This window comes from Enterobacter cloacae complex sp. Mu1197, from assembly GCF_040059225.1.
Lineage (GTDB): Bacteria > Pseudomonadota > Gammaproteobacteria > Enterobacterales > Enterobacteriaceae > Enterobacter > Enterobacter quasiroggenkampii.
In genome coordinates this window covers 1,048,252-1,074,281 of the sequence record NZ_CP157375.1, presented here as the reverse complement: position 1 = coordinate 1,074,281, position 26,030 = coordinate 1,048,252, and the positions used below count along the sequence as shown (strand labels likewise).

At 55.9% G+C, this 26,030-nt stretch carries 25 protein-coding genes, 1 other RNA gene and 1 pseudogene; 6 read left to right on the top strand and 21 right to left on the bottom strand.

Going from position 1 to position 26,030, the window contains the following annotated elements:
- Nucleotides 1-30: 30 nt before the first annotated feature.
- Together ABFV38_RS05025 and ABFV38_RS05020 are read right to left on the bottom strand one after the other, a co-directional pair.
- Nucleotides 31-1,101, bottom strand: a complete 1,071-nt coding sequence (locus ABFV38_RS05025) for a LacI family DNA-binding transcriptional regulator (RefSeq protein ID WP_348958684.1) — start codon at nt 1,099-1,101, stop codon at nt 31-33.
- Nucleotides 1,102-1,179: 78 nt separating this feature from the next.
- Nucleotides 1,180-1,791, bottom strand: coding sequence for a membrane protein (locus ABFV38_RS05020; protein WP_032656565.1), 612 nt, complete (start codon nt 1,789-1,791; stop codon nt 1,180-1,182).
- 86 nt (nt 1,792-1,877) lie between these two features.
- On the opposite strand from ABFV38_RS05020, the gene ABFV38_RS05015 reads away from it, so the two are divergent.
- The gene (locus ABFV38_RS05015; RefSeq protein WP_348958681.1) at nt 1,878-3,299 is read left to right on the top strand and encodes a PLP-dependent aminotransferase family protein; all 1,422 of its coding nucleotides are present in this window, start codon (nt 1,878-1,880) and stop codon (nt 3,297-3,299) included.
- Nucleotides 3,300-3,381: 82 nt separating this feature from the next.
- Here ABFV38_RS05015 and ABFV38_RS05010 read toward each other — a convergent pair whose 3' ends face one another.
- The 3 genes from ABFV38_RS05010 to ffs form a co-directional block, all read right to left on the bottom strand.
- Nucleotides 3,382-3,597: a hypothetical protein gene (locus ABFV38_RS05010; protein WP_008503298.1), complete on the bottom strand. Its 216-nt coding sequence runs from the start codon at nt 3,595-3,597 to the stop codon at nt 3,382-3,384.
- Nucleotides 3,594-3,845, bottom strand: a complete 252-nt coding sequence (locus ABFV38_RS05005; protein ID WP_023310587.1) for a hypothetical protein — start codon at nt 3,843-3,845, stop codon at nt 3,594-3,596. Before ABFV38_RS05005 ends, ABFV38_RS05010 begins: the two co-directional genes overlap by 4 nt.
- Nucleotides 3,846-4,107: 262 nt before the next feature.
- Nucleotides 4,108-4,204: signal recognition particle sRNA small type (gene ffs / locus ABFV38_RS05000), an RNA gene on the bottom strand.
- 84 nt (nt 4,205-4,288) lie between these two features.
- Here ffs and ABFV38_RS04995 point away from each other — a divergent pair.
- Nucleotides 4,289-4,686: pseudogene (locus tag ABFV38_RS04995) on the top strand (MGMT family protein).
- A gap of 33 nt (nt 4,687-4,719) precedes the next feature.
- Here ABFV38_RS04995 and ABFV38_RS04990 read toward each other — a convergent pair.
- Entirely contained in the window at nt 4,720-5,247 is a 528-nt protein-coding gene (locus ABFV38_RS04990; protein WP_024906833.1) for a YbaY family lipoprotein, read from the bottom strand.
- 203 nt (nt 5,248-5,450) lie between these two features.
- On the opposite strand from ABFV38_RS04990, the gene tesB reads away from it, so the two are divergent.
- The gene (tesB, locus tag ABFV38_RS04985; protein ID WP_023293157.1) at nt 5,451-6,311 is read left to right on the top strand and encodes an acyl-CoA thioesterase II; all 861 of its coding nucleotides are present in this window, start codon (nt 5,451-5,453) and stop codon (nt 6,309-6,311) included.
- Between the two features lie 95 nt (nt 6,312-6,406).
- On the opposite strand, the gene amtB is transcribed toward tesB, so the two are convergent.
- The 5 genes from amtB to ABFV38_RS04960 form a co-directional block, all read right to left on the bottom strand.
- On the bottom strand, nt 6,407-7,696 hold the full coding sequence (gene amtB / locus ABFV38_RS04980; protein ID WP_045909767.1) for an ammonium transporter AmtB: 1,290 nt from the start codon (nt 7,694-7,696) through the stop codon (nt 6,407-6,409).
- Nucleotides 7,697-7,731: 35 nt separating this feature from the next.
- Nucleotides 7,732-8,070, bottom strand: a complete 339-nt coding sequence (glnK, locus tag ABFV38_RS04975) for a P-II family nitrogen regulator (RefSeq protein ID WP_008503304.1) — start codon at nt 8,068-8,070, stop codon at nt 7,732-7,734.
- A 220-nt stretch (nt 8,071-8,290) separates the two neighbouring features.
- Nucleotides 8,291-10,072 carry a SmdB family multidrug efflux ABC transporter permease/ATP-binding protein gene (locus ABFV38_RS04970; protein ID WP_048030098.1) on the bottom strand — a complete coding sequence of 594 codons (1,782 nt, stop codon included), beginning with the start codon at nt 10,070-10,072 and terminating at the stop codon, nt 8,291-8,293.
- Nucleotides 10,065-11,837, bottom strand: coding sequence for a SmdA family multidrug ABC transporter permease/ATP-binding protein (locus tag ABFV38_RS04965; RefSeq protein WP_111967297.1), 1,773 nt, complete (start codon nt 11,835-11,837; stop codon nt 10,065-10,067). Before ABFV38_RS04965 ends, ABFV38_RS04970 begins: the two co-directional genes overlap by 8 nt.
- A 30-nt stretch (nt 11,838-11,867) precedes the next feature.
- A complete protein-coding gene (locus tag ABFV38_RS04960; protein WP_008503307.1) occupies nt 11,868-12,326 on the bottom strand; it encodes an Lrp/AsnC family transcriptional regulator in 459 nt (152 codons plus the stop codon).
- Between the two features lie 115 nt (nt 12,327-12,441).
- Here ABFV38_RS04960 and ABFV38_RS04955 point away from each other — a divergent pair, with 115 nt between their 5' ends.
- Nucleotides 12,442-13,488: a PLP-dependent cysteine synthase family protein gene (locus ABFV38_RS04955; protein WP_047074524.1), complete on the top strand. Its 1,047-nt coding sequence runs from the start codon at nt 12,442-12,444 to the stop codon at nt 13,486-13,488.
- 41 nt (nt 13,489-13,529) lie between these two features.
- Here ABFV38_RS04955 and cof read toward each other — a convergent pair whose 3' ends face one another.
- Nucleotides 13,530-14,348, bottom strand: coding sequence for an HMP-PP phosphatase (cof, locus tag ABFV38_RS04950; RefSeq protein ID WP_348958677.1), 819 nt, complete (start codon nt 14,346-14,348; stop codon nt 13,530-13,532).
- 101 nt (nt 14,349-14,449) lie between these two features.
- On the opposite strand from cof, the gene ABFV38_RS04945 reads away from it, so the two are divergent.
- A complete protein-coding gene (locus ABFV38_RS04945; RefSeq protein ID WP_235401587.1) occupies nt 14,450-16,150 on the top strand; it encodes an SgrR family transcriptional regulator in 1,701 nt (566 codons plus the stop codon).
- A 66-nt stretch (nt 16,151-16,216) separates the two neighbouring features.
- The gene (gene queC / locus ABFV38_RS04940; RefSeq protein WP_008503311.1) at nt 16,217-16,912 is read left to right on the top strand and encodes a 7-cyano-7-deazaguanine synthase QueC; all 696 of its coding nucleotides are present in this window, start codon (nt 16,217-16,219) and stop codon (nt 16,910-16,912) included.
- 2 nt (nt 16,913-16,914) lie between these two features.
- On the opposite strand, the gene ABFV38_RS04935 is transcribed toward queC, so the two are convergent.
- From ABFV38_RS04935 to clpP, 9 genes are all read right to left on the bottom strand, one after another.
- Nucleotides 16,915-17,244 (bottom strand): addiction module antidote protein, encoded by a 330-nt coding sequence (locus tag ABFV38_RS04935; RefSeq protein ID WP_028012165.1) that lies wholly within the window; start codon nt 17,242-17,244, stop codon nt 16,915-16,917.
- Nucleotides 17,231-17,584 carry a type II toxin-antitoxin system RelE/ParE family toxin gene (locus ABFV38_RS04930; protein ID WP_348958674.1) on the bottom strand — a complete coding sequence of 118 codons (354 nt, stop codon included), beginning with the start codon at nt 17,582-17,584 and terminating at the stop codon, nt 17,231-17,233. Before ABFV38_RS04930 ends, ABFV38_RS04935 begins: the two co-directional genes overlap by 14 nt.
- A 47-nt stretch (nt 17,585-17,631) precedes the next feature.
- The gene (locus tag ABFV38_RS04925; RefSeq protein WP_024906822.1) at nt 17,632-18,030 is read right to left on the bottom strand and encodes a YbgC/FadM family acyl-CoA thioesterase; all 399 of its coding nucleotides are present in this window, start codon (nt 18,028-18,030) and stop codon (nt 17,632-17,634) included.
- 99 nt (nt 18,031-18,129) lie between these two features.
- A complete protein-coding gene (locus ABFV38_RS04920) occupies nt 18,130-18,510 on the bottom strand; it encodes a helix-hairpin-helix domain-containing protein (protein WP_348958672.1) in 381 nt (126 codons plus the stop codon).
- Nucleotides 18,511-18,658: 148 nt separating this feature from the next.
- Complete coding sequence (ppiD, locus tag ABFV38_RS04915) at nt 18,659-20,530, bottom strand: peptidylprolyl isomerase (RefSeq protein ID WP_348958671.1); 1,872 nt, start codon at nt 20,528-20,530, stop codon at nt 18,659-18,661.
- A gap of 212 nt (nt 20,531-20,742) precedes the next feature.
- Complete coding sequence (hupB, locus tag ABFV38_RS04910) at nt 20,743-21,015, bottom strand: nucleoid-associated protein HU-beta (RefSeq protein WP_002444653.1); 273 nt, start codon at nt 21,013-21,015, stop codon at nt 20,743-20,745.
- A 210-nt stretch (nt 21,016-21,225) separates the two neighbouring features.
- On the bottom strand, nt 21,226-23,580 hold the full coding sequence (lon, locus tag ABFV38_RS04905) for an endopeptidase La (RefSeq protein ID WP_023334706.1): 2,355 nt from the start codon (nt 23,578-23,580) through the stop codon (nt 21,226-21,228).
- Nucleotides 23,581-23,762: 182 nt separating this feature from the next.
- Complete coding sequence (gene clpX, locus ABFV38_RS04900; RefSeq protein ID WP_045909778.1) at nt 23,763-25,037, bottom strand: ATP-dependent protease ATP-binding subunit ClpX; 1,275 nt, start codon at nt 25,035-25,037, stop codon at nt 23,763-23,765.
- A 126-nt stretch (nt 25,038-25,163) separates the two neighbouring features.
- Entirely contained in the window at nt 25,164-25,787 is a 624-nt protein-coding gene (clpP, locus tag ABFV38_RS04895; RefSeq protein WP_348958668.1) for an ATP-dependent Clp endopeptidase proteolytic subunit ClpP, read from the bottom strand.
- Nucleotides 25,788-26,030 lie beyond the last annotated feature (243 nt).

The following is a 26,030-nucleotide window of genomic DNA, read 5'->3' as shown; positions in this document are numbered from 1 at the left end:
TCGCAGGGTAGCGAGTCCGATCACAAAGTTTTATTTGCGGGCAAGCTGCTCGGCCAGAAGTGCCAGACTTCTGAGCTGCTGCGCCAGATCCTCGCGTTCGGCCTGCTGTGGCGCGCGGCGCGCGCTGGAATGCCGGGTAACCAGCGCCACCGGCAGCTGAACCTGCCAGCACGTCTCGCCTTCGGTGGGGGCCAGCAGCCACTCCACGCTGCGCTCGCCCGCCTCGCGAAATGCCTGACGAATGGTCGTCAGCGGCGGGGAAAACCAGGCGCTGTCAGCCGTATCGTCGAACCCGACCACCGACATCTGACCTGGAATCGCGATCCCCTTTTCAGCACAGGCGCGCATCACCCCGAGCGCCATTTGATCGTTCGCCACCAGAATGGCATCCGGCACTGCGCTACCCGACAGCAGCACATGCCCTTTCTCATAACCGCTGGCCGCGCTCCAGTCTCCATAAGCCACCGTAGCGGCGTCATGCCCCGCGCGGGCCAGAGCCGCTTTCCATCCTGCCAGACGCGCCCGAGCAGAGACCGAGCTTTCCGGCCCGCTCAGCAGGGCAATATGCTGATGCCCCAGCGAAAGCAGGTGCTCAACGCCCAGATGCGCCCCCTGCCCGGCGTTAAACACGAGGCTGTTTACCTGTGCTGAAGGCGAGACATCAAGGAACAGCACCGGAACAGGTGATGCCAGCGCCCTGAGCGCTTCGGCGTCAGGATCGTCGAGCGGCACATTCACCAGCAACGCCTCCACCCGCTGCGCCAGTAGCGCCTGAAGCGCGGCCTGACACTGCTGCGGTTGCTCGACCATGGAGATAAGGACGCTCGCCCCTTTTTCGGCCGCACGTGATTTTACCGCCGACACAATTTGCGAGGGCGCATGCAGGGCCAGATCGGTGGTGATGAGTCCCAGCGTGCGGGTGCGTTTACCCGCCAGCTGCTGTGCCCGCAGGTTAGGCACGTAGTGCAGCTCTGCCATCGCCTGCTGCACCTTTTCCCGCGTGCGGGCAGAGACATGCTCCGCGTCGTTAATGACGCGAGAGACGGTCTGATAAGAAACCCCCGCAAGGAGGGCGACATCATAGAGAGTGATCGCTTTCATGCATTGTGGCATCGCGTGAGTCATGGCCCATTATTGTGGCACAGCGACGCCGTTAAAGCATGTGAGCGCTTCGCAAAATTAGACAACCCGCTCCGGCTGCGCGATTTCAGCAACGCGCGGCTTCTGGCGGAACCAGGGCAGACAGAGCTGGATAAGTGGGCCAATGGTCAGGGCATACACGACCGTTCCCACCCCAAACGTGCCGCCAAGCACGCACCCAATCAGCAGGACGGACACCTCAATCGAGGTACGCACGCTGCGAATGGACCACCCCAGCCGGGCATGAATGCCGGTCATCAGGCCGTCGCGCGGGCCAGGCCCAAAACCGGCGCCAATGTACATGCTGGTCGCAATCGCGTTCATCACGATGCCCGACACCAGGAAAGCGATGCGAACAGGTAACGAATCCAGTTCCGGAATAAGCGCCATGCTGGCGTCCGCCGCCAGACCGATACAAATCACGTTGCTGATGGTGCCCAGGCCCGGCATCTGGCGCAGGGGGATCCACAGCAGCAGCACCGCAGCACCGGTTAAAATGATCACCGTCCCGATGGTCATCCCCAGCTGTATCCCCACCCCAAGGTGAAAAACATCCCAGGGATCGACACCCAAATCGGAACGAATAAACATCGCGGTGGACAGGCCATACAGTCCTAAACCGACATAGAGTTGTAGCAGACGACGTACCATTTTTATCTTCTCCAGTGAACCAGGCTTTCATCCTGACCCAAAATGGCACTATGATTAATGTCCAGTTTTCAAATAGTGGACTGCATATGTCGTCACGTCGCTTCGGAAGCCAGTCGCTGGTACGCCTTTTAGGCCACTGGCAGCAAACCTCATCCCGCACGCCGCTCTGGCGACAACTGGCCGATGCGCTGCGCCTGTTAATTCTTGATGGACGTCTGGCACTGAATACACGGCTACCGGGAGAGCGCGAGCTGGCCACGGCGCTGGACGTAAGCCGGACCACTATCAGCAGCGCCCTCGCCCATCTGCGCGAGGAGGGATATCTTGAGAGCCGCCACGGCAGCGGGTCACGCGTGATCCTCCCGGATACGCGCGCCGTTCCCACGCTTTCCGCAGCGAGTGCCGCGCTGGATCTCTCCACTGCCGCTCTCAATGCCGGGCCGGAGATCCACCAGGCGTATACCCATGCGCTCACGGCCATTACGCAGCACCTCTCGCTGACGGGCTACGATCAGCTAGGACTGCCAACGCTGCGGGAGGCCATCGCTGCGCGTTATACCGCGCGGGGCCTTCCCACCCGCGCGGACGAAGTGATGGTGGTCAATGGCGCCGTCAGCGGCTTCGCGCTGGTCCTGCGGATGATGACCGGGCCCGGGGATCGCGTTGTGGTCGATCACCCCACCTATCCGCTGGCGATTGCCGCCATTCAGGGCGCGCAGTGTCGGCCCGTGGGGGTGTCGCTGCCGGAAACGGGCTGGGATACGGACGGCTTCGCCGCCACGCTTGCCCAAACCGCGCCGCGCCTGGCGTACCTGATGCCTGATTTTCATAACCCCACCGGACGCTGTATGGATATCGCGACCCGTCAGGCCATTACCGATATTGCTGCGCAAACCCGTACGGCGCTGGTGGTGGATGAAACGATGGTGGATCTCTGGTTTGACGCCCCTCCTCCGCCCCCGCTGGCCTCCTTTAACCCGCAGGCCACCGTCATCACCTTAGGCTCCGCCGGAAAAAGTTTCTGGGGCGGGCTGCGTCTCGGCTGGATCCGCGCCTCCTCGCGCACGATCGCCACGCTTGCCCAGACGCGAGATACCCTCGATTTAGGTTCACCGCTGCTGGAACAGCTGGCGGCGCTGTGGCTCATCAACAACAGCGAGACGTTTCTACCCGCCCGCCGCAAAATGCTGGCGGAACGACGCAATCGATGCGGTGAACTGCTGCGTGAACATTTCCCGGACTGGACATTCCATGAAGCGGAAGGCGGGCTCTCTTACTGGATCGAGCTACCGGGCATGCTGGCGACACAGCTTGCCGCGAGGGCTGAGATCCTGGGGATTAATCTGGGAACCGGTACGCGGTTTGGCTTATCGGGCGCGTTTGACCGCTATTTGCGGATGCCCTTCTCGCTCGAGCCAACGAAGCTTGAACAGGCGCTGCTGAGGATTAAACCGTTATGGCTCGCCCTGAATAAAAACGTGCCAGCCGTTAAACGCAGCGTGATTTAATAGCAAAAGTTTGAAGCCGATCATAAAAAATAAAAACTGCTGACTGTCACGGATACAGTCAGCAGTTTTCACCCATCCGGAATTAATGCTGAGCAGGAATAGGAAAACCTTTCAGTGAAATAACGAAGTTTTCACCGTCTTTCTTTATTTTTGCGCCAGTATCACACCAGTCAGACGCAATACGAAAGAACTCATCACTTCCGACATTCCAGCCAAGACGTACATGCTTCACGTAGCCTGAACGCAGCAGATCGCAGGCCTCTTTGTAGTCACTGGCAGTTGACAGTTGTTGTTTCATTTTCTCTTCTTCAGAAGTTTGCGTAGAGCTTTGATTTCTTTAGGAGTAAAAGGAGAAACACTCTCTTCTTCCGTGTGCTGATTATCAATATCCTCTTCCGATACTCCCGCCTCTTCTACTGCTTCGAACGCCAGCAGCAGCAGTTTCTCTGTCGTCACGCTTAAGTTCTCGTTATTCACTTCCGCATAGTGGCGAAGCCTTTCTTTTAGCGCGTCATCAATCTTAACGTTTAATACCGCTGTAGCCATGTTTGTCACTTCCCTTCGGAATAAGTACTTTATTTAATACACGAAGTTAACAATGTTATCCAGATATATATTTTTTTGAGTTATGCCATAAAATAGACGGCCAATGATAAAATGCCCGACTATTATTACAGGTTTATGACAATAATATTTCAGCGCGATGAAATATATATTACACGATATAGGCATAATATTATTGTGGGATAGCCGTCAAAAGTGAGAGGTGAAAGCAGGAAGATTTTATGATGGCGGAAATGGGTGGGGGCCCTGCCAGCTACATCCCGGCACACACGTCGTCTGCCCTGGCTGCTTCCTTCCGGACCTGACCTGGTGAACAGAGTAGCGTTGCGGGAGAACCAACAGAGCCCCCATTGAGAGCGTTGATAACCAACGCGCTGGCGCATTATCCCTGTGCGAAGGCCCAATTGCAAGCCGCCAGGAACCGGATGCTGGTTTCTTGCGCAAACAGGCGCAGCAATCATGACGATCTTCGTTTACCATGGCTCTCCAGAAACTCCCCACAGGTGAAGGTATGGACGAGCACGACTCCTTTCCACAGCGCGTATGGCAAATCGTGGCTTCAATCCCGGAGGGCTATGTCACCACCTATGGTGATATCGCGCGCCTGGCCGGTTCCCCGCGCGCGGCGCGACAGGTTGGAGGCGTCCTGAAACGGCTGCCGGAAGGCAGTACGCTGCCCTGGCATCGGGTGGTGAACCGTCATGGCGTCATCTCACTCACCGGGCCGGATCTCCAGCGTCAGCGTCAGGCGTTACTTTCAGAGGGGGTGCAGGTGTCAGGGTCGGGTCAGATCGATTTGCAGAAGTTTCGCTGGGTGTATTGACCCCTCTCCCGGAGGAGAGGGGAAATGCAGAAATTACATTTGAGTCGGTGGGGTTGGCAATGACGGCTGATTGGTCTGCGGTGCCACCGGGACTTCGGTCTGCTGCACCGGCACCAGGTTCAGGTCGATTTTTGTCCCACCGTTGTTGATCGCTTCCTGGACCGTATCGGTAATGAAGACCAGCTTACCGTTAATGGTTACCGCTGCGCTCAGCAGGATACGGGCGTTAGGCTGCACGTCCGACGGGTTATACGGCAACACGAAGCTAAACGGCGCCTGCTTACCTTCAGTACGAACGGCACGCTGAGCCACGACTTTCGACGGTGCGTCGGCCAGGGAAGCATCAGACAGCGTCACCGTTAATACCGCGTCCGGCGGCAGCGCAACTCTCTGTTTAATCCAGATGGTACCGGAAACGTTAGGCTGCTGAATGGACTGCTGCGAAAGGGTATTAATCCCGTTCGGGTCTGCTGCTGGCACTGGCACCTGGGCGCTCTTACCGGCACAGGCGGACAACGCCACCGCAATCGCTACACCACTTAGCATGGGCACGAGTTTCATTGAAGTCTCCTTATCATCAATGCACCAGCGGGATCGATCCCATCCGATGTCGTTTTAATCACATAACGTAGTTAAGTGTGGCACAGATCACCGATTTATGCCTGAAAACGTGCCGATATTCAGATTATTCTACCCATCGGACCACTTTCATTTCTGCGTTATACTCTGCCTATCTTTCGCTACGGCGTTTATTGAGGACAATTATGAGTCAGGCACTGAACAATCTGCTGACATTACTGAATCTGGAAAAAATTGAGGAAGGACTCTTTCGCGGACAAAGCGAAGATTTAGGTTTACGCCAGGTCTTCGGTGGGCAAGTCGTTGGACAAGCGCTGTACGCTGCAAAGGAGACTGTCCCGGCAGACCGTCTGGTGCATTCATTCCACAGCTACTTCTTACGCCCTGGCGATAGCGCGAAACCCATCGTGTATGACGTTGAAGTTCTGCGAGACGGTAACAGCTTCAGCGCGCGCCGCGTCGCGGCCATTCAGAACGGTAAGCCGATCTTTTACATGACCGCCTCCTTCCAGGCGCCAGAGCCGGGTTATGAGCATCAGAAAGTCATGCCCCCTGCCCCCTCGCCGGACGATCTCAAATCGGAAACGGATATCGCTCGCGCCCTGGCGCATCTGCTGCCGCCGCAGGTCAAAGAGAAGTTTCTCTGCGATAAGCCGCTTGAGATCCGCCCCGTCGAATTCCACAACCCAATGAAGGGCCACACCGCCGAGCCAAAGCGTCAGGTGTGGATCCGTGCCAACGGCACCGTGCCGGAAGATTTCCGCGTCCATCAGTATCTGCTGGGCTATGCGTCTGACTTCAACTTCCTGCCGGTGGCGCTGCAGCCGCACGGCGTCGGCTTCCTCGAAAAAGGGATGCAGGTCGCAACGATCGATCACTCGATGTGGTTCCACCGTCCCTTCAACATGAATGAGTGGCTGCTCTACAGCGTGGAGAGTACGTCGGCATCCAGCGCCCGCGGGTTTGTGCGTGGGGAGTTTTATACTCAGGACGGCGTGCTGGTCGCTTCAACGGTGCAGGAAGGGGTGATGCGTAACAGAGGTTGATGTAAAAAGCCCGGTGGCGCGACGCTTACCGGGCCTACGTTTTGTGCTGTTGTAGGCCGGGTAAGGCGAAGCCGCCACCCGGCAAGACACTCAGATCATGCGTTATACGCATTCTCGCCGTGGCTGTTCACATCCAGACCTTCGCGTTCCTGCTCTTCCGGTACGCGCAGACCGACCGTCATGTCCGCCAGCTTGTAGCCGATGAACGCGACAACCGCAGACCACACCACGGTGATAGCAATACTTTCCAGCTGCACCAGCACCTGATGAACCATGGTGACGCCTTCTGCATAGCCCACACCACCGAGCGATTTCGCCGCGAAGATACCGGTCATGATACAGCCGACAATCCCGCACACGCCGTGAACGCCAAATACATCGCAAGGGTCATCCACGCGCAGCAGACGTTTCAGTGCGGTCACGCCCCACAGACCCGCCAGACCGGACACCAGACCGACCAGCAGCGCACCGCCTACGCCGACATAACCACACGCAGGCGTAATACCGACCAGACCCGCAATCGCCCCCGAGCAGGCACCCAGCAGGGAAGGTTTACCGCGCACCGCCCACTCGCCAAACACCCAGGAGAGGATTGCGCCCGCCGTGGCCACCACGGTGTTCACAAAGGCCAGTGCGGCAATTTCGTTTGCGGCACTGGCTGAGCCGGCGTTGAAGCCAAACCAGCCAAAGTAGAGGATCGCGGTACCGGTAAAGACCATCGGCAGGTTGTGCGGTTTGAACGCTTCTTTACCGAAGCCCACGCGTTTGCCAATGAGGTATGCGCCCACCAGACCCGCGACCGCGGCGTTAATGTGAACAACGGTACCGCCCGCGAAGTCCAGCGCACCGTGCGTCGCCAGCAGACCGCCACCCCAGACCATGTGCGCAATCGGCACATAGGAGAGCGTCAGCCAGACCACCACGAAGATCAGGACCGCAGAGAAACGAATACGCTCGGCGAGCGCGCCCACAATCAGCCCGACGGTAATGCAGGCGAAGGAGCCCTGGAACGCCACGTGAATATACTGATAGAAGCTGCCCATCAGCGCGGTCAGTTCAATGTTTTTCAGCATCACCCAGTCGAAGTTACCAAAGAACGCGTTGCCCGTGCCGAACGCCAGCGAGTAACCGTAAACCACCCACAGCACGCAGACCAGTGCGAACGTCACGGCAACCTGCGTCAGCATGGAGAGAACGTTTTTGCCACGGATCAGGCCGCCGTAGAACAGCGCAATGCCCGGAATGGACATGAACAGCACCAGCGCGGTGCTGATCATCATAAAGGCGTTATCGGCTTTGTCGGCCACCGCAGGGGCAGCAGCCATCGCCAGGCCCGGCAGCAGCGCCAGCGAACCCAGACCCGTTTTAAGTGTTGCTATCTTCATTTTCTCGATCCCTATCACTGTGTGCCAGGCGTTAATTACAGAGCCGCTTCGTCAGATTCGCCGGTACGGATGCGAATGACGCGCTGCAGTTCGGCAACGAAAATTTTGCCGTCGCCAATTTTGCCGGTGTAGGCCGCTTTGCTAATGACATCAATGACTTCATCAAGCTGATCGTCAGCAATCGCGACATCAATTTTTACTTTTGGCAGAAAGTTAACGCTGTATTCCGCCCCGCGATAAAGCTCGGCATGACCCTTCTGACGACCAAAGCCTTTCACTTCGGTGACAGTCAGTCCCTGAATACCCATTGAAGACAATGCTTCACGCACGTCTTCGAGTTTGAATGGTTTGATTACAACCGTAACCAGCTTCATAGATCCCCTCCAGTCAGAATTCGGTAATGGCCGCAGCTTACGCGGAAGGTATTGCAAGGGATGTGCCAGAAATGAAAACGGGAGGGAATCGCGGTGCGATGTGCGTTACACGGTCCTGATAAATGAACCGGTGAAAAAAAACGCACCATGCCGGTGCAGGGTGCGTTTCAGTTTTGCACCAACAGGAATGACTGTTAGCGCGGCGCCTCATTTTAGTGCATCAGGCGCTAAGCGACTCTTCATCACGCACGCTGGCGGCCAGCTCTTCGCCCGCCAGCTGCAGCTGGTACATCTGCCAGTAGCGCCCTTTTGCCTCCAGCAGCTCGCGGTGCGTACCGCGCTCCACGGCCTGTCCGCGATGCAGCACCAGAATAGTGTCCGCGTCGACGATGGTGGAAAGACGGTGGGCAATCACCACCAGCGTCGTATGGTCGCGTACGGCGGCCAGCGCCTGCTGAATCGCCTGCTCGGTACCGGAGTCTATGCTGGCCGTGGCTTCGTCAAGAATCAGCACCTGCGGCGTTTCAATCAGGACGCGCGCCAGCGCCAGGAGCTGTTTTTGCCCCACGGAAAGATTGTTGCCCTGCTCGCCCAGCTTCGTGTTGATCCCGTCGCTGAACCCGCGCGCCAGCTCTGCCAGCTGCACCGTTTCCAGTACTGCCCAAACCTGCTCCTCCGAATAGTCCCGTCCCAGGGTTACGTTGGCAAAGAAGGTATCGGCCAGTACGACCGGATCCTGCTGCACCATCGCAACGCCTTTGCGTAACACCGTGTGGCTAAGAGACGCGAGCGGGCGCCCGTCGAGGCGGATTTCGCCTTGCGTGACCGGGTAGTAGCCCATCAACAGGCTGGCGAGCGTGCTTTTACCGCTGCCGGTATGACCCACCAGCGCGACGAAACCGCGCGACGGAACGTCAAGCGTGATGTCCTGCAACACCAGACGGTCTTCACGATAGGCAAACGAAACGTTATCAAAGGCGATAGTCCCGCTTTGCAGAGGTCGCTCATCATTGCCGTAGGCCTGACGCGGCCTGTCCATCAGCTCAAAGACGCGCTCACCGGCGACGACCGCCTGTTGCAGCATCGATTGCTGCGTAGTGAGCTCGATCAGCGGCTCGTTGAGGCGTCCCAGATAGCTAATAAAAGCGTACAGCACGCCCACCTCAATCGTACCGTTTGAGCTCAGGCCAAAGAGCATCAGCAGCCCACACAGCACCAGCGCTGAGAACAGGCTCAGCAGCGGTCGCAGCAGGAAACCGTCCAGGCGCAGCGTCTGCATACGCGCCATATAGTGTGAACGGCTGGCTTCGCCCATGCGCTCCCCAAAGCGCGCCTGCTGGCGGAACTGCTGGATGACGCTCATGCCGTTAATCACTTCGTTGAAGCCATCGTTGATGTCGGCCAGATAGGCGCGAACCCGACGCACAATCGGCGTGCTGTAACGCTGGTAAATCACCATGACGATCAGCACCGCCGGGAAGATGGTGATCGCCACCAGCGCCATGCGCCAGTCGAGGCTGAACATCGCCACCAGCATCGCGCCAATCAACGCCGCGCTGCGTAATACCGTCGCGACTACGGTGACGTACAGATCGCGGATCACCTCGGTATCGTTGGTTACGCGCGAAATCACCTGCCCGACCGGCTGGATATCAAACTCGCTGAGCGGCTGGCGAAGCGCCGCGTCCATGACATCGGTACGCAGCTGCTGAACGACGCCCACGGCGGCCCGGTTAAACAGCAGCGACTGAGCATAATGCAATCCTGCCGCCGTCAGCTGTAAGCCAACGTAGGCCACGCCTAACCCCGCCACCAGCCCGAGCGGCAGGTAGCTTTTGGCGACCATATTATCGATGAAGTAGCTGATGAGCAGCGGACCGCTCACCTCAGCAATTGCCGCAATCCAGAGTAAAAGCACGGCAACGGAAAGCGGTTTACGCCACGGTGAGCCGTAGGCCAGCAGACGTTTAAGCGTCGGCCACATCGTTCCGAGCTTACGCATTGGCGGCCTCCTGATCCTGCTCCGGCGCATCGTCAAGCGCCGCTTCAAGCTGTTGATAGCGGTACATATCGCGATACCAGCCCGGCTGCTCTGCCAGCGCGTCATGCTGCCCACGCTGGGCAATATGGCCGTGCTGCAATACCAGAATTTCGCTGGCTTCGGTAAGCGCTGACAAACGGTGGGCACTGATGATTATCGTGCGTCCGTCGCCCCACTGGCGCAGGTTATGCAGGATCTGATGCTCGGTACGGCCATCCACGGCGGAGAGCGCATCATCCAGGATCAGGATTTCCGCATTCAGCAGTAGCGCGCGGGCAATGGAGATACGCTGTTTTTGCCCGCCGGACAGCATGACGCCGCGTTCCCCGACTTCGGTGTCGTAGCCCTGCGGCAGGCGCAAAATGTCATCATGCACGCTGGCCAAACGTGCCACATGCTCGATCTCTTCCTGCGTTGCTGCCGGGCAACCAAGCGCGATGTTGTTCGCCACGGTGTCAGAAAAAAGAAACGGCGTCTGGCTGACAACCGCCAGGCGACCACGCCACTCATCCAGCAGCAGGCTGGTGAGCGGAATATCATGGAAGCGAATATCGCCCTGCGTGACGTCAAAGTGGCGCTGGAGCAGCGACAGCACGGTACTTTTACCGGATCCTGTCGGGCCACAGATGCCCAGCATCTGGCCAGGCTGCAGCGTAAAGCTGACGTTCTCCAGCACCGGATGCTCCGTATGCGGATAGACAAACTTGCGGACGTCGACATGCATGACGCCGCGCCCTTCCGGTACGGCTTCGCTACCGTCGATGACCACCGGCGCTTCGGCCAGCATGGCGCGAATGCGGCTATAGGCGGCACTGCCGCGCTCAACAATGTTAAACATCCAGGCCAGCGCCAGCATCGGCCAGATCATCAGCCCCAGATACATGGCAAAGCTGGTCAATTGCCCCAGGGTGAGCGTGCCCTGTACCACCATCCAGCTGCCGCCGCCAATGGCCAGCAGGTTTGCCATGCCGATTGCGATATAGATCGTCGGGTCAAAACGGGCGTCAATACGCGCGACGCGCATGTTCTTCGCTCCCGTGTCCGCGGCATCGGCCGCAAACAGCGCTGATTGCCGGTCCTCCAGGCCAAACGCCTTGATCATGCGGATGCTGGTCATGCTCTCCTGGGTGCGATCGTTCAGAGACGAAAATGCCGCCTGCGCCAGCTTGAAGCGCTCGTGCAATTGTTCGCCATAGCGATTGATCGCCAGCGCCATGATCGGCATCGGCAGCAGGGCCAGCAGGGTCAACTGCCAGCTGATCTGCGTGGACATGACGATCAGCACCGCACAGCCCATCACCAGCGAGTCCACCAGCGTCAACACCCCTTCCCCGGCGGCAAAGACCACGCGGTCAACGTCGTTAGTGGCGCGCGCGATAAGATCCCCGGTGCGGTGGCGCAGATAGAATTCGGGATGCTGTCGGCTCAGCTGGTGATAAAAATCTTCGCGCAGCTCAACGGCCAGCTGATAGGACGCACCAAACAGCAACACGCGCCAGACGTAGCGCAGCAGATAAACAATGACCGCCGTCAGCACCAGCGTGCCAACCCACATCAACACCCGTGCGGTGGTGTAATGCTGTTCGGTGACGCCATCCACGACGTAGCCCACCACTTTCGGCGGGATCAGCTGCAGGATGGCAATGATAATAAGCAGGGCGACTGCACCGAGGTAGCGTTGCCACTCCCGACGAAAGTACCAGCTTAATTGGGCAAATAATCGCACGCGGTTTGTTCCTGAAGGTATTTTACGAAGTTATTCAATAGGTAATGCTGTGGTGTATTTAATCTGTTCCATGGCGAAGCTTGAGGTGACGTCCGATAACCCCGGCACGCTGTTCACCAGCCGCTTGTAGAAGTCATCATAGCGCTTCATGTCGGCCACCTGGACGCGCATCAGGTAATCGTACTCGCCGGCCATGCGCCAGAAACCGAGCACTTCGGGCATCTCAGACACCTGGGTGACGAAGCGACAATACCACTCGCTGCTGTGATGCTGGGTTTTTATCAGCACAAATGCCGTCAACCCAAGCCCCAGTTTTTCAGGATCTAACAGCGCGACGCGCCCCAGAAGAATGCCGTCATCTTCCAGCTTCTTAAGACGCTTCCAGCACGGGGTGGTGGTCAGATTAACGGCATCTGCCAGCGCCTGCAAAGAGAGGGTACAGTCACTTTGCAGCAATGAAAGGAGCTTGCGGTCAATTTTATCTAGCATACCCACCTCACAGAGAAAATTTTTCTCCCTTCATTCTATTTTAAAGGCCAGATAGCAACAATTTTTTCTGTGCTTTTCGCTATGCTAGGCACAAAATGACAAACGGATAACGACGATGAATAGCACCTGGGTTAAACATGCGATCAGCGAAATCAATGCCGACTATCAGCGCTCGGCGGATACGCACCTGATTCGCCTTTCCCTGCCGGGATTTGACGGCATTCAGCTCTATCTGAAAGATGAAAGCACCCATCCTACCGGCAGCCTGAAGCATCGCCTGGCGCGCTCGCTGTTTTTATACGGTTTATGTAACGGCTGGATTAAAGAGGGTACCACCATTATTGAATCCTCTTCCGGTTCAACGGCGGTATCCGAAGCCTATTTCGCCCGCCTGCTGGGTCTGCCGTTTATCGCGGTGATGCCCTCCTGCACCGCAAAACGCAAAATCGAGCAGATCGAATTTTACGGCGGTCGCTGCCACTTTGTGGAAAGCGCCTGCGAAATCTACGCCGCCTCCGAAATGCTGGCCCGTGAGCTGAACGGCCACTATATGGACCAGTTCACCTTCGCCGAGCGCGCGACGGACTGGCGCGGGAATAACAACATTGCCGACAGTATTTTCCGCCAGATGACCCACGAACCGCATCCGGTTCCGTCCTACATTGTCATGAGCGCCGGTACCGGCGGCACGTCAGCCACGATCGGACGCTACATCCGCTGTCAGGGCTACGATACCCAGCTGATGGTGGTTGACCCGCAGAACTCCGTGTTCCTCGACTACTGGCAAAACCGCGATGCTGGCCTGCGCAGCCCGGTAGGCAGCAAAATTGAAGGCATTGGCCGTCCGCGCGTCGAGCCCTCTTTCATCCCCGACGTGGTGGACGAGATGATGCGCGTGCCGGATGCCGCCAGCGTGGCCACTGCTCACTGGCTGGAGACGCAGCTGGGCCGCAAAGTGGGTGCCTCGACGGGCACCAATATGTGGGGCGCGCTGCAGCTTGCCGCACGCATGCGCGAAGCGGGCCGCAGCGGTTCCATCGTCACGCTGCTGTGCGACAGCGGCGAGCGTTACCTTGATACCTACTACAATGCGGAGTGGGTGCAGGCTAACATCGGTGATATCGCCCCCTGGAAAGCGCAGATTGCGCAGCTGCTGAAATAAAAAAAAGCCAGACCGAAGTCTGGCTTGCTGGAAGGGTCTCACTATTCGGGGGAATAGGGGAGGTTGTTATTGTCCAGCCAATGCGTCAAAAAATGGGACACCGCTTCATTACGGCAGTGACCAATAATCGGCAGATGGGGAAGTTCTGCTTTCAGCTGCGCCATCGCATTCCCCATGATCAGACCGCGACCTACGCTACCCAGCATTTCGCGGTCGTTCATGGCGTCGCCGAACGCCATACACTCCTGCAGCGTTAATCCCAGGTGGTCGCTCAGCACCGCCAGAGCGGAACCTTTGTTACAGCCTACCGGCAGCACTTCCAGACAATCCACCGCCGAGAAGGTCAGGTGCGCCCGGTCGCCCAGCGCCTCATTCAGTTGAATCCGTAATCGACAGAGATCGTCGTGATCGCCGCAGAAGCAGATCTTGGTCACCGCATGGGCGGGGATCCGACGCAGATCGATAAGCTGATATGTAAAACCGCTATACACATGCGCGTGCAATAATTCCGGGATGTCGCTTCCGGTAAACCAGCCCCGATCGTTGAACACGTGAATACTGGCCTGCGTGTCCCAGGTACTGTGCAGCACGATGTCCGCCACTTCCGGGTTGAGATCCTGTCGGTGCAGCACATCGCCTTCTACGGAGTGAATTCGCGTCCCGTTGCCGGTGATCAGAAAGGCGTCGAGGGAAAACGCGCCCAGCAGGTGGCGCATCTCCAGCACATGGCGGCCAGTGGCAAACGTCAGGGTGACATTACGCTCGTGCAGACGCTTCAGCGTGTTCAGGGTTTTCTCCCCTAAACGGTGATCCGGCATTAACAGCGTACCGTCCATATCAAATGCAGCGAGCCGAGCCATGATTACTCCCGAAATGTGATGCGGTTAACTTGTGCAACAGTATCGTGTGAGATATACGGAAGTAATAGTGAAAAGATGATAATTATTGTTCCGGGTTTAGCATGCGCCAGCTCAATCGACTTAATCAGTATCACCGGCTCTGGCAGCCTTCCGAGGGTGCAACGCAACAGGTCACCATCAGCGAGCTGGCCGCCCGCTGTTTTTGCAGCGAGCGGCATGTCCGAACGCTGCTGCGTCAGGCACAGGAGGCGGGCTGGCTGAGCTGGCGAGCGCAGTCTGGCCGCGGTAAACGGGGTGAACTGACGTTCCATGTCGCGCCTGAATCTCTGCGCAATACCATGATGGAGGAGGCGCTGAGGCGGGGAGAACAGCACAACGTGCTTGAGCTGGCCCAGCTCGCCCCCGACGCATTGCGATCATTGCTGCATCCCTTTTTAGGCGGGCAGTGGCAAAACGATACGCCAACGCTGCGCATCCCCTATTACCGCTCGCTGGATCCGCTTCATCCGGGTTTTTTACCTGGTCGGGCGGAACAGCATCTGGCAGGACAGATCTTTTCCGGACTGACTCGCTTTCACGGCAACAGCAGTGAACCGACTGGTGACCTTGCCCATCACTGGGAGGTGTCGGCGGACGGTTTGCGCTGGCATTTTTATATTCGTTCCACCTTACACTGGCATAACGGCGATAAGGTCGAAACCGAACAGCTTCAGCAAAGCCTGAATGCGCTTTTTGCCTTACCCGCCCTGCGTAAACTGTTCCAGAGCGTCCTGCGCATTGACGTCACTCACCCTCAGTGTCTGACGTTCACGCTGCACCAGCCGGACTACTGGCTGGCACACCGCCTGGCCACCTACTGTAGTCGGCTTGCACATCCCGAACAGCCCATGACGGGCTGCGGCCCCTTCAGGTTAAGCGTATATGAGCCCGATCTTGTCCGTCTGGAAAGCCACGAGCAGTACCATCTCAGCCACCCGCTGCTTAAGGCTATCGAATATTGGATCACACCGACGCTGTTTGACTATGGGCTGGGTACCAGCTGTCGCCATCCGGTGCAGATCGCCATTGGCGAGCCGGATGAACTTGAAAGCCTGCGCCTGGTGACGAACAGTACCAGTCTTGGCTTTTGCTATCTCACCCTGAAGCAGAGCCCGCGGCTGAGTGAAATGCAGGCACGACGGCTCATCAACATCATTCATCTCTCATCGCTTCTGCATACGCTGCCGCTCAACGAGGGGCTGATTACCCCAACAGAGGAGCTACTGCCCGGATGGGCGATTCCTCAGTGGTCGGATCTGGCACATGTCCCCCTGCCGGAGACCTTAACCCTGATTTACCATTTGCCAGTTGAGTTGCACACGATGGCGCGTCAGCTAAAACAGTACCTTGCACAGCAGGGCTGCGAGCTAACGGTTATCTTCCACGATGCAAAAACCTGGGACGGATGCCAGCAACTGGCGGACGCGGATCTCATGATGGGTGACAGGCTGATTGGCGAAGCGCCGGAATATACGCTTGAGCAGTGGCTACGCTGTGATGCCCTCTGGCCGCACCTGCTGAGCGCGCCGCAATATGCCCATCTGCAGGCCACGCTGGATGCGGTACAGACTCAGTCTGATGAGCAGGCCAGACATGCCGGGCTCAGGGCCATTTTCTCTGGACTCATGGAAAAGGCGGTGATCACCCCACTGTTCAATTATCAATACCAGATCAGCGCCCCGCCGGGTGTCAACGGCATACGCCTCAACACCCGCGGCTGGTTTGACTTTACCGAAGCCTGGCTGCCCGCCCCCAAAGCGTGAAGAAGCTGGTCGCCGTCGTGGTCAGACGGTAACATAACGTTTTTACCGTAACAGTCGAGATGATTTATGAAACGTGCCGTCGTCGTGTTCAGCGGAGGACAAGATTCTACTACCTGCCTGGTTCAGGCTCTTCATCAGTACGATGAAGTTCACTGTGTGACTTTCGATTATGGTCAGCGTCATCGCGCTGAGATCGACGTTGCCCGTGAACTGGCCCTGAAACTGGGGGCACGCGCGCACAAGGTGCTGGACGTTACGCTGTTAAATGAACTGGCCGTGAGTAGCCTCACCCGGGACAGTATTCCCGTCCCGGACTACGAACCCGATGCCAGCGGCATTCCGAATACCTTCGTGCCGGGCCGTAATATCCTCTTCCTGACCCTGACGGCGATCTACGCCTACCAGGTGAAAGCCGAAGCGGTGATCACGGGCGTGTGTGAAACAGATTTCTCCGGCTACCCGGACTGTCGTGATGAGTTCGTGAAGGCGTTAAACCACGCCGTCAATCTGGGGATGGCGAAAGAGACGCGCTTTGAAACCCCGCTGATGTGGCTGGATAAAGCCGAAACCTGGGCGCTGGCGGACTACTGGGGCAAGCTGGACCTGGTTCGCAGCGAAACCCTCACCTGCTATAACGGCATCAAAGGCGACGGTTGCGGCCAGTGCGCTGCCTGTAATCTGCGCGCGAATGGGCTGAACCACTATCTGGCCGATAAAGCCGGCGTGATGGCCGCAATGCAGAAAAAAACAGGGCTTAAATAGGGCTACTTAACCGTGCTGTCGAACAGTTTCACGCCGGCAGCACGGGTGACTTTCATCAGCGTTGTCAGCGTTGGGTTGCCATTGTCTGATAAGGTTCGGTATAGCTGCTGACGAGACAGGCCTGATTTAGCAGAAATTTCTCCGATGCCACCTCTTGCTTCGATCACCTGGCGGAGTGCAATGAGATAGGCAGGGATCCCCTGGTCTTCATAGATTTCTTCCAGGGCTGTTTGCAAATAACGCTGAGCGTAGGAAGGATTCTCTCGTAGCATTTTCACAACAGCATCATGATGGCTAACAGAACTCGAATATTTTCGTTCAGTGGCGCTCATTCGATTGTCCTTTTATTTGATGATCTTTCCAGTAATCTATTGCCAGTTTGATATCCGCTTTTTGGCTCTTTTTGTCACCACAGATAAGTAACAATAAAACCTGCCGATTCTCTACTGCAAAATAGATTCTGTAGCCGGGGCCACTGTAGACTCGCATCTCCCAAACACCTTCCCTGAGATATCTGTAATCGCCAAAATTACGTTTTATTGCACGGTTGATCCGCATAAGGATCCGGAAAACCGTATCCGGATCCCTTCGATTCATTCTGGCTACCCACTCCTCAAACGGCACTTTCCCGTCACGGGTCCGGTAACGTTCAACAACGTAGTCCCTGTCCATTATTCTATCCCTGAAAAACCCTTTTGTCTTTTATAAAAGACAAATTCCTACGCGATCATCAGCTCCAGCTTTTCGCGCAATTCCCCTTCCAGCGGCAACGCTTTCTGCGTTTTCAGATCGATACAGACAAAAGTAATCAGCGCATCAGCGACCACCTGCCCTTCGGGATCGAGCGTCACCACCTGGCTTAACACGCCGCTTTTGCCATTAATCTGCTGCACCTGGCTGGTCACCGTGAGCACATCGCCCAGCACGGCCGGACGACGGTAGTTGATGTTGATATTGACGACCACGAACGCGATGTTGTGCGCGGTCAGCCACTGAAAGCTTTCGCTGTTTTCCAGCCCGTCCCAGCGCGCTTCCTCAAGAAACTCCAGGTAACGGGCATTGTTCACATGCTGGTAAACGTCGAGGTGAAAACCACGTACTTTGATTTTTGTCTGCATAGCGCAATAGCCTTTACTGTTATTGTAGGATGAGAGGTCATAACTGGTATGACCTCTTTATCCTGGCAAATTTTTGCCGCAGTGCAAGAAATTGCGTGATTACAACGTCAGGTGTGAGAGGTTGCGCTCAACCAGCGCGCTCCCCATGCCCGGAACCTGTTTGAGATCGTCGACCGTTTTGAAAGGACCATACTCTTCACGATAGCTGACGATAGCCTGCGCTTTTTTCAGTCCGACGCCATTCATCACGCGGGCGAGATCCTCGGCAGAAGCTGAATTGATGCTGACCCGCGTACCATCATCGTCCGCATTTTTACCGGCTTCGGTCGCTTTAGTCTGCCCTTGCGCCGGCGTTGCTGCGTCGGATTTGCTCTGTGTCGTCTGTGGTTTGGCGGCAGGCGTCACCGCCAGCGCCCCCGCGCTCATCCCGGAGGTGGCAATAGCCAGCGTAATTAACAGTGCTTTGATTCCACATTTCATGCTGTTATCTCCTTGTTTGTTGACAGCCCCGTCACGATAGCCGCCCGAGAAAACCGGCACAAACAGCAGAGTGCATAAATGGAAAAGGCCGCGAAAGCGGCCTTTAGTTATTGCAGTGCGTTACGAAAATCTGCGAGCAGATACGTAATTATTGCTGCTGAGTGATGATGTCGCCCAGCTTAATTTTGGCATCTTTACGCAGGTTGCTCATCATGGCTTCGAAGGCAATCTGAGCATTGTTCTGGGTAATCCCCTGGACCATCGCCTTCTTCTGCGCGTCTGGCAGGGTACCGGCTTTCACTTCATCCAGCGCCAGCAGAACGACGTTACCCTGCGCATCGGTGGTAGTACCGAAGCTTGGCTTGTCCTTCGCAGGCAGAGCCAGGCCAAACGCGGCCTGGCTGATTGGATCCTGACCGGTACGGCTCAGCGTTTTCGCCTCACCGAAGCTCAGGCCAGCCGCTTTCAGCGCATCCTCTTTACCCGCTTTCAGATCGGCCAGAATCTTCTCAGCATCCAGCTTCGCCTGCTGTTCCGCTTTGTTGTGCTTAACCTGAGCGACGACCTGATCCTTCACTTCCGCCAGCGGTTTGACCGCTTCTGGCTTGTGCTCGCTGACGCGCAGCACAAACGCACGATCGCCATCGACGGTAATGATGTCAGAGTTACTGCCCGGCGTGCCGTTCTCGCCGACCAGACCACCGTTGAAGATGGCATCTGAAACCGGTTTGAAGTTCAGCTCTTCCGGCAGGTTGTCACGGCCAAACCAGCCCGTCTCAACCGCTTTCACCCCAGCCGCCTGCTCGGCACCCGCCAGAGATTCGTTGTCGTTGCTGGCAGCATCGCTCACCTTCTGCTGCAGCGCATAGTAGGCATCCAGCGCTTTTTCCTGTTTCACTTTCGCCGCGATATCGTCGCGAACCTCAGCCAGCGGCTTGGTTTTCGCCGCGGTGATGTCGTCCAGACGCACGACCAGGAAACCTACGGAAGATTTAATGACGCCAGACAGTTGGCCTTTCTCTTTCAGGCCGGCATTTTTCAGCTCGTCCGGCGTGGTCGCGTCTTCCAGCCAGCCCATATCGCCGCCGTTTTTCGCCGAGATAATGTCGGTGGATTTCGCTTTCGCGACGGTCGCGAAATCAGCGCCTTTGTTCAGCTCATCCAGTACCGCTTTGGCATCCGCCTCGGTTTTGGTCTGAATCACGCTGTAGCGGTTACGCTGCGGCTGTGTGAACTGATCCTGATGCTGGTCATAGTAAGACTGGATTTCCGCGTCAGACGCGGTTTCCTGCAGCGCGGCAGCATCCAGCTTGATGTAGCTCACACGGAACTGCTCTGGAGAAACAAAGGTATTCTTGTTCTGCTCGTAATAAGCGTTAACGTCAGCGTCGCTCACCTGCTGTTTCGCGGCAAGGGCGTTCACATCAATGGTCGCTTCACGTACAACGCGCTGCTGTGCTACCAGCGCGGCCAGTTCATCCGTTTCACCTTTGAGCATGAAATCAGTGCCGACAACGGCATTGATGAGCTGCTGAGTGGTCAGCTGGTTACGCAGAGCCTGCGCGTACTGATCGGCCGTCATCCCCATCTGGTTGACGATGCTGTTGTAACGCGCGTTGTCGAATTTACCGTTAGACTGGAAGGCTTGCGTGGAGAAAATGGCTTTTTTCACCTGCTCATCGCTGATGCCAAGGCCCAGTTTTTTGGCATACTGATCCAGCAGCGCTTCGTCGATAAGACGGTTCAGAGTCTGTTGGCGCAGGGTCTTCATGTACCCTTCGTTCGCTGCCAGTTCAGAGAATTGGTCGCCCAGCTGTTGCTGCATACGGTTACGTTCACCGGCAAAAGCATTCTCGAACTGACCGCGGCTGATCTCCTGGCCATTCACTTTTGCGGCATAGTTCGCGCCACCGCCAATAAGGTAACTGCTCACGCCGGTCAATATGAACGACACGATAATGATACCGAAAATAATCTTGAGCACGAGACTGTTAGCAGCCGTGCGTAAGCTGTCCATCATGGTGTAACAACACTCCGCTGTAGGTGACTGGTTACCTGACGCTGACGGAAAATCCTGCCCGTCGCGCGTAAAGTCGTATTGTGACAAGAAAACGGGGCGATTGTCAGCCCACAACTCGCATAAACTCGCACAAATCAGGTCTGGACAAACAAAAAAGGCACATCAAACGATGCGCCCTTGTACTATCCGGCTTCCCTGAAACGGGAAAGCAATCAGTTTACTGCGTCTTTCAGCGCTTTACCTGCACGGAAACCCGGCACTTTAGCGGCAGCAATGGTGATCTCTTTACCGGTCTGAGGGTTGCGGCCAGTACGGGCAGCACGCTCTTTAACAGCAAAAGTACCGAAGCCTACCAGTGCAACGTCGTCCCCAGCCTGCAGAGATTCAGTAACAGAAGCAATTAATGCATCTAACGCACGTCCAGCTGCAGCTTTAGAAATATCAGCACCAGCAGCAATTTTGTCAATCAGTTGAGATTTATTCACTGTTCTCTTCCTCTCTTTATAATTTATATCGCGCCTGAATCCTTCACAACGCGACCGCGCAGCAGTTATATCAGGCCTGCCATGACCTTACAACACCCGTTGTTGATGGCTGACCTAATCAGCAATCTAAATTAGCTATACAAAAAAAGGCTGGCAAGTGCGAAATGACTTACCAGCCTTGTTTTTATTGACGCTCTTTGCGCGAGGTCACTATTTTGCGGTTACAACCTGCATTCCTGACGGTTCATTCTGCAATGCGAGACTAAGAACTTCCTCAATTCGCTTAACAGGATGAATCTGCAGGTCGGCAATCACGTTGTCCGGAATCTCTTCCAGATCGCGTTTATTTTCGTAAGGGATCAATACGGTTTTGATCCCACCGCGGTGTGCCGCCAGCAGTTTTTCTTTTAAGCCGCCAATCGGCAGAACCTGGCCACGCAGCGTAATCTCACCGGTCATCGCCACATCGGCACGCACCGGGTTCCCTGTCAGGCAAGAAACCAGAGCGGTACACATGGCTATACCCGCGCTTGGACCATCTTTCGGCGTCGCCCCTTCAGGTACGTGCACGTGGATGTCGCGTTTTTCGTAGAAATCAGGGTTGATCCCCAGTTTCTCCGCGCGCGCGCGCACCACGGTCAGCGCCGCCTGAATGGACTCCTGCATCACTTCACCCAGCGAGCCGGTGTAGGTCAGTTTACCTTTACCCGGTACACAGGCGGTTTCGATGGTCAGCAGATCGCCGCCCACTTCCGTCCATGCCAGACCGGTCACCTGGCCAACGCGGTTTTCGTTGTCTGCGCGACCGTAGTCGAAGCGCTGAACACCGAGATAGGCATGCAGATTATCGCCGTTAATCACAATGTGTTTCAGGCTCTTATCCAGCAGCAACTGTTTCACCGCCTTACGGCAGAGTTTAGAGATTTCACGCTCAAGGCTACGCACGCCCGCTTCACGGGTGTAGTAGCGAATGATGCCAATAATCGCGCTGTCCTCGACGGTCAGCTCGTTGGCTTTCAGCGCGTTACGCTCAATCTGTTTCGGCAGCAGGTGCTGTTTAGCAATGTTCAGCTTCTCGTCTTCGGTGTAACCGGAGAGACGGATCACTTCCATACGGTCCAGCAGCGGAGCCGGAATGTTCATGGAGTTCGACGTCGCCACGAACATGACGTCGCTCAGGTCGTAGTCCACTTCCAGATAGTGATCGCTGAACGCCACGTTCTGTTCTGGATCAAGTACTTCCAGCAGGGCAGACGCTGGATCGCCACGCATGTCCGACGACATCTTGTCGATCTCATCCAGCAGGAACAGCGGGTTTTTAACGCCCACTTTCGCCATCTTCTGGATCAATTTACCCGGCATAGAACCGATGTAGGTACGGCGGTGACCGCGGATTTCCGCTTCATCGCGCACGCCACCCAGCGCCATACGGATATACTTACGTCCGGTCGCTTTAGCGATGGACTGACCCAGAGAGGTTTTACCCACCCCTGGCGGTCCTACCAGGCACAGAATTGGGCCTTTGATTTTGTTTACACGGCTTTGTACCGCGAGGTACTCAAGAATGCGGTCTTTCACGCGTTCCAGGCCGTAGTGGTCGGTATCGAGGATTTCCTGCGCCTGACGCAGGTCTTTTTTGACCTTGCTGCGGGCGTTCCACGGAACCTGCACCATCCACTCAATGTAGCCGCGTACAACGGTCGCTTCAGCCGACATTGGAGACATCATTTTCAGTTTCTGCAGCTCGGCTTCGGCTTTCTCTTTCGCCTCTTTCGGCATCTTCGCCGCGTCGATCTTACGCTTCAGCGCTTCGTTTTCGTCCGGCGCGTCATCCATCTCGCCCAGTTCTTTCTGAATGGCCTTCATTTGCTCATTCAGATAGTACTCACGCTGAGATTTTTCCATCTGCTTTTTCACGCGGTTGCGAATACGCTTTTCAACCTGCAGCAGATCGATTTCGGACTCCATCATCGCCATCAGGTATTCCAGACGTTCGTTAACGTCGGACATTTCCAGCACAGACTGTTTGTCAGCCAGCTTCAGCGGCATATGGGCAGCGATGGTGTCCGCCAGACGTGCAGGATCGTCGATGCTGTTCAGCGACGTCAGCACTTCTGGTGGGATTTTCTTGTTCAGCTTGATGTAGCCTTCAAACTGGCTAATCGCGGTGCGAACCAGTACTTCCTGCTCGCGCTCATCAAGTTCAGGCGAATCAAGGTACTCTGCCTTGGCAGAGAAATGTTCGCCGTCGTCTGACAGAGTGGTAATACGCGCACGCTGCAGGCCTTCAACCAGCACCTTCACGGTGCCGTCAGGCAGCTTCAGCATCTGCAAAATAGAGGCCACGGTCCCGACGGTGAAAAGATCGTTTACACCCGGCTCATCCGTTGATGCTTCTTTCTGCGCCACCAGCATGATTTTTTTATCATGATCCATAGCGGCTTCGAGGCAACGGATAGATTTTTCCCGCCCTACAAATAAGGGTATGACCATGTGCGGATAAACCACCACATCGCGCAACGGCAATACGGGGATTTCAATGCGTTCAGAACGCTCAGGATTCATAGAGCTCTCTCTTAGTTAGTGTCCGCCAGGTAAGCTGGTCATGTCACTGTGCTTCACATAACCATTAACATGTATCCAGTATATGGGGATGTTTCCCACACATTCAACGCTATGAATACGGAAAAAGTAAAGGGGAGATAAAATCCCCCCTTTTTGATTAACTGCTTGTATGATTTGGTGAATTATTCGCCAGATGCCTGCTGGGCTTCCGGTTTACCGTAAATCAGCAGCGGCTTGGTTTGACCGCTGATGACGGACTCGTCAATCACCACTTTCTCAACGTCTTCCATCGACGGCAGATCGTACATGGTGTCGAGCAGTGCCGCTTCAACGATAGAACGCAAACCACGAGCACCGGTTTTACGGACCATCGCTTTTTTGGCAATGGCATCCAGCGCTTCGTCGCGGAATTCCAGGTCAACGCCTTCCAGATTGAACAGCGCCTGATACTGCTTGGTCAGCGCATTTTTTGGCTCTTTCAGGATCTGGATCAGCGCGTCTTCACTCAGCTCATTCAGCGTTGCCACAACCGGCAGACGACCGATGAACTCAGGGATCAGACCGAATTTGATCAGATCTTCCGGTTCAACCTGAGACAGCAGCTCGCCTTCGTTCGGTTTTTCAGCCGTCGATTTCACCGTTGCGCCAAAACCAATGCCGGAGCCGGTTTCAACACGGTGGGAGATGACTTTATCCAGACCGGCAAACGCACCGCCACAGATGAAGAGGATCTTGGAGGTATCAACCTGCAGGAACTCCTGCTGAGGATGTTTACGACCACCCTGTGGTGGAACGGCGGCTACCGTACCTTCGATCAGCTTCAGCAGTGCCTGCTGTACGCCTTCACCCGATACGTCACGGGTGATGGACGGGTTGTCGGATTTACGGGAGATCTTGTCGATCTCATCGATGTAAACAATCCCGCGCTGGGCTTTCTGTACGTCGTAATCGCACTTCTGCAGCAGTTTCTGGATGATGTTTTCGACGTCCTCACCCACGTAACCGGCCTCGGTCAGGGTGGTGGCATCCGCCATGGTGAACGGAACATCAAGCAGACGCGCCAGGGTTTCAGCCAGCAGAGTTTTACCGGAACCGGTTGGACCGATCAGCAGAATGTTACTTTTACCCAGTTCTACGCCATTGCTGGTGTCGCCGTTACGCAGGCGTTTGTAGTGGTTATAGACCGCTACCGCCAGCACTTTCTTGGCCTGCTCCTGACCGATGACGTAGTCGTCAAGGTGATGACGAATTTCATGCGGCGTTGGCAGCGCGCTGCGCTCACGGTGCGGTGCGACTTCTTTAATCTCTTCGCGAATGATGTCGTTACATAAATCGACACATTCGTCGCAGATATACACGGACGGCCCGGCAATCAGTTTACGCACTTCATGCTGGCTTTTGCCGCAAAAAGAGCAGTACAGCAGTTTGCCCGAACCATCTTTGCGTTTATCTGTCATGAGTCCAAACCTCTTTTTAAGTTCTTTGTGCCGCACATGACGACGCAAATGCCATTCTAAGACGCAAGCTGCATCAAGCAGCGTGCCGCCCTACCTTAGTATAGCGGCACACTCGCGTCGCGGGCATCAATTACGATGGGTCAACACGGAGTCGACTAAGCCGTACTCAACTGCCTCTGAAGCAGAGAGGAAGCGATCGCGCTCGGTATCGCGCTCGATCTGCTCGAGAGGTTGACCCGTATGCTGCACCATAAGTTCATTCATGCGCGCTTTTACTTTCAGAATTTCGCGGGCGTGGATTTCGATATCCGTCGCCTGCCCCTGGTAACCGCCCAGCGGCTGGTGAATCATCACGCGGGAATTTGGCAAGCAGAAACGCTTACCCTTCGCCCCTGCGGTTAACAGGAACGCGCCCATAGATGCTGCCTGACCCATACAGATCGTGCTGACATCCGGTTTGATGAATTGCATGGTGTCATAAATGGACATCCCTGCTGTAATCACGCCACCCGGGGAGTTAATGTACAGGTAAATGTCTTTTTCCGGGTTTTCCGCTTCCAGAAACAGCATCTGCGCCACGATCAGGTTAGCCATGTGGTCTTCCACCTGGCCGGTCAGAAAGATAACGCGTTCCTTGAGCAGACGGGAATAGATATCAAAAGAACGCTCACCACGTGAGGTCTGTTCAATAACCATTGGCACCAGAGCCATATGGGGTGCAAAGTTATCTCGTTCGCCACTGTATGACATTTCCGTCTCCTGGATCAAAATTGAAAACACCTGCTGTACTGATTGTAACCTTACGGACGGATTATCAGCCAGTCTCATTCATCATGATTACGTACTTATGGGGTTCACAGTGCCCTATTTCAAGCATAACAACCTTTTGTTGTTACGCTAACACCGAAAGGGCGTTTTAGCACTCTTCCTGGGCTCTGGCTGCGATAAAAAAAACCCGCTGCCGCAAGGCAACGGGTTTTCTGTTCAAACTTT

Bases quoted from the DNA above. Each gene is read 5' to 3' on its own strand.
- ABFV38_RS05015 (WP_348958681.1), top strand. From the start codon at position 1,878: ATGTCGTCACGTCGCTTCGGAAGCCAGTCGCTGGTACGCCTTTTAGGC.
- ABFV38_RS04930 (WP_348958674.1), bottom strand. From the start codon at position 17,584: ATGGACAGGGACTACGTTGTTGAACGTTACCGGACCCGTGACGGGAAA.
- ABFV38_RS04960 (WP_008503307.1), bottom strand. From the start codon at position 12,326: ATGCTAGATAAAATTGACCGCAAGCTCCTTTCATTGCTGCAAAGTGAC.
- ABFV38_RS04970 (WP_048030098.1), bottom strand. From the start codon at position 10,072: ATGCGTAAGCTCGGAACGATGTGGCCGACGCTTAAACGTCTGCTGGCC.
- ABFV38_RS04935 (WP_028012165.1), bottom strand. From the start codon at position 17,244: ATGAGCGCCACTGAACGAAAATATTCGAGTTCTGTTAGCCATCATGAT.
- ABFV38_RS04945 (WP_235401587.1), top strand. From the start codon at position 14,450: ATGCGCCAGCTCAATCGACTTAATCAGTATCACCGGCTCTGGCAGCCT.
- ABFV38_RS05020 (WP_032656565.1), bottom strand. From the start codon at position 1,791: ATGGTACGTCGTCTGCTACAACTCTATGTCGGTTTAGGACTGTATGGC.
- ABFV38_RS05005 (WP_023310587.1), bottom strand. From the start codon at position 3,845: ATGGCTACAGCGGTATTAAACGTTAAGATTGATGACGCGCTAAAAGAA.
- queC (WP_008503311.1), top strand. From the start codon at position 16,217: ATGAAACGTGCCGTCGTCGTGTTCAGCGGAGGACAAGATTCTACTACC.
- ABFV38_RS04990 (WP_024906833.1), bottom strand. From the start codon at position 5,247: ATGAAACTCGTGCCCATGCTAAGTGGTGTAGCGATTGCGGTGGCGTTG.
- ABFV38_RS04925 (WP_024906822.1), bottom strand. From the start codon at position 18,030: ATGCAGACAAAAATCAAAGTACGTGGTTTTCACCTCGACGTTTACCAG.
- clpX (WP_045909778.1), bottom strand. From the start codon at position 25,037: ATGACAGATAAACGCAAAGATGGTTCGGGCAAACTGCTGTACTGCTCT.
- ABFV38_RS05025 (WP_348958684.1), bottom strand. From the start codon at position 1,101: ATGAAAGCGATCACTCTCTATGATGTCGCCCTCCTTGCGGGGGTTTCT.
- amtB (WP_045909767.1), bottom strand. From the start codon at position 7,696: ATGAAGATAGCAACACTTAAAACGGGTCTGGGTTCGCTGGCGCTGCTG.
- glnK (WP_008503304.1), bottom strand. From the start codon at position 8,070: ATGAAGCTGGTTACGGTTGTAATCAAACCATTCAAACTCGAAGACGTG.
- clpP (WP_348958668.1), bottom strand. From the start codon at position 25,787: ATGTCATACAGTGGCGAACGAGATAACTTTGCACCCCATATGGCTCTG.
- ABFV38_RS04920 (WP_348958672.1), bottom strand. From the start codon at position 18,510: ATGAAATGTGGAATCAAAGCACTGTTAATTACGCTGGCTATTGCCACC.
- lon (WP_023334706.1), bottom strand. From the start codon at position 23,580: ATGAATCCTGAGCGTTCTGAACGCATTGAAATCCCCGTATTGCCGTTG.
- ABFV38_RS05010 (WP_008503298.1), bottom strand. From the start codon at position 3,597: ATGAAACAACAACTGTCAACTGCCAGTGACTACAAAGAGGCCTGCGAT.
- ABFV38_RS04955 (WP_047074524.1), top strand. From the start codon at position 12,442: ATGAATAGCACCTGGGTTAAACATGCGATCAGCGAAATCAATGCCGAC.
- tesB (WP_023293157.1), top strand. From the start codon at position 5,451: ATGAGTCAGGCACTGAACAATCTGCTGACATTACTGAATCTGGAAAAA.
- cof (WP_348958677.1), bottom strand. From the start codon at position 14,348: ATGGCTCGGCTCGCTGCATTTGATATGGACGGTACGCTGTTAATGCCG.
- ppiD (WP_348958671.1), bottom strand. From the start codon at position 20,530: ATGATGGACAGCTTACGCACGGCTGCTAACAGTCTCGTGCTCAAGATT.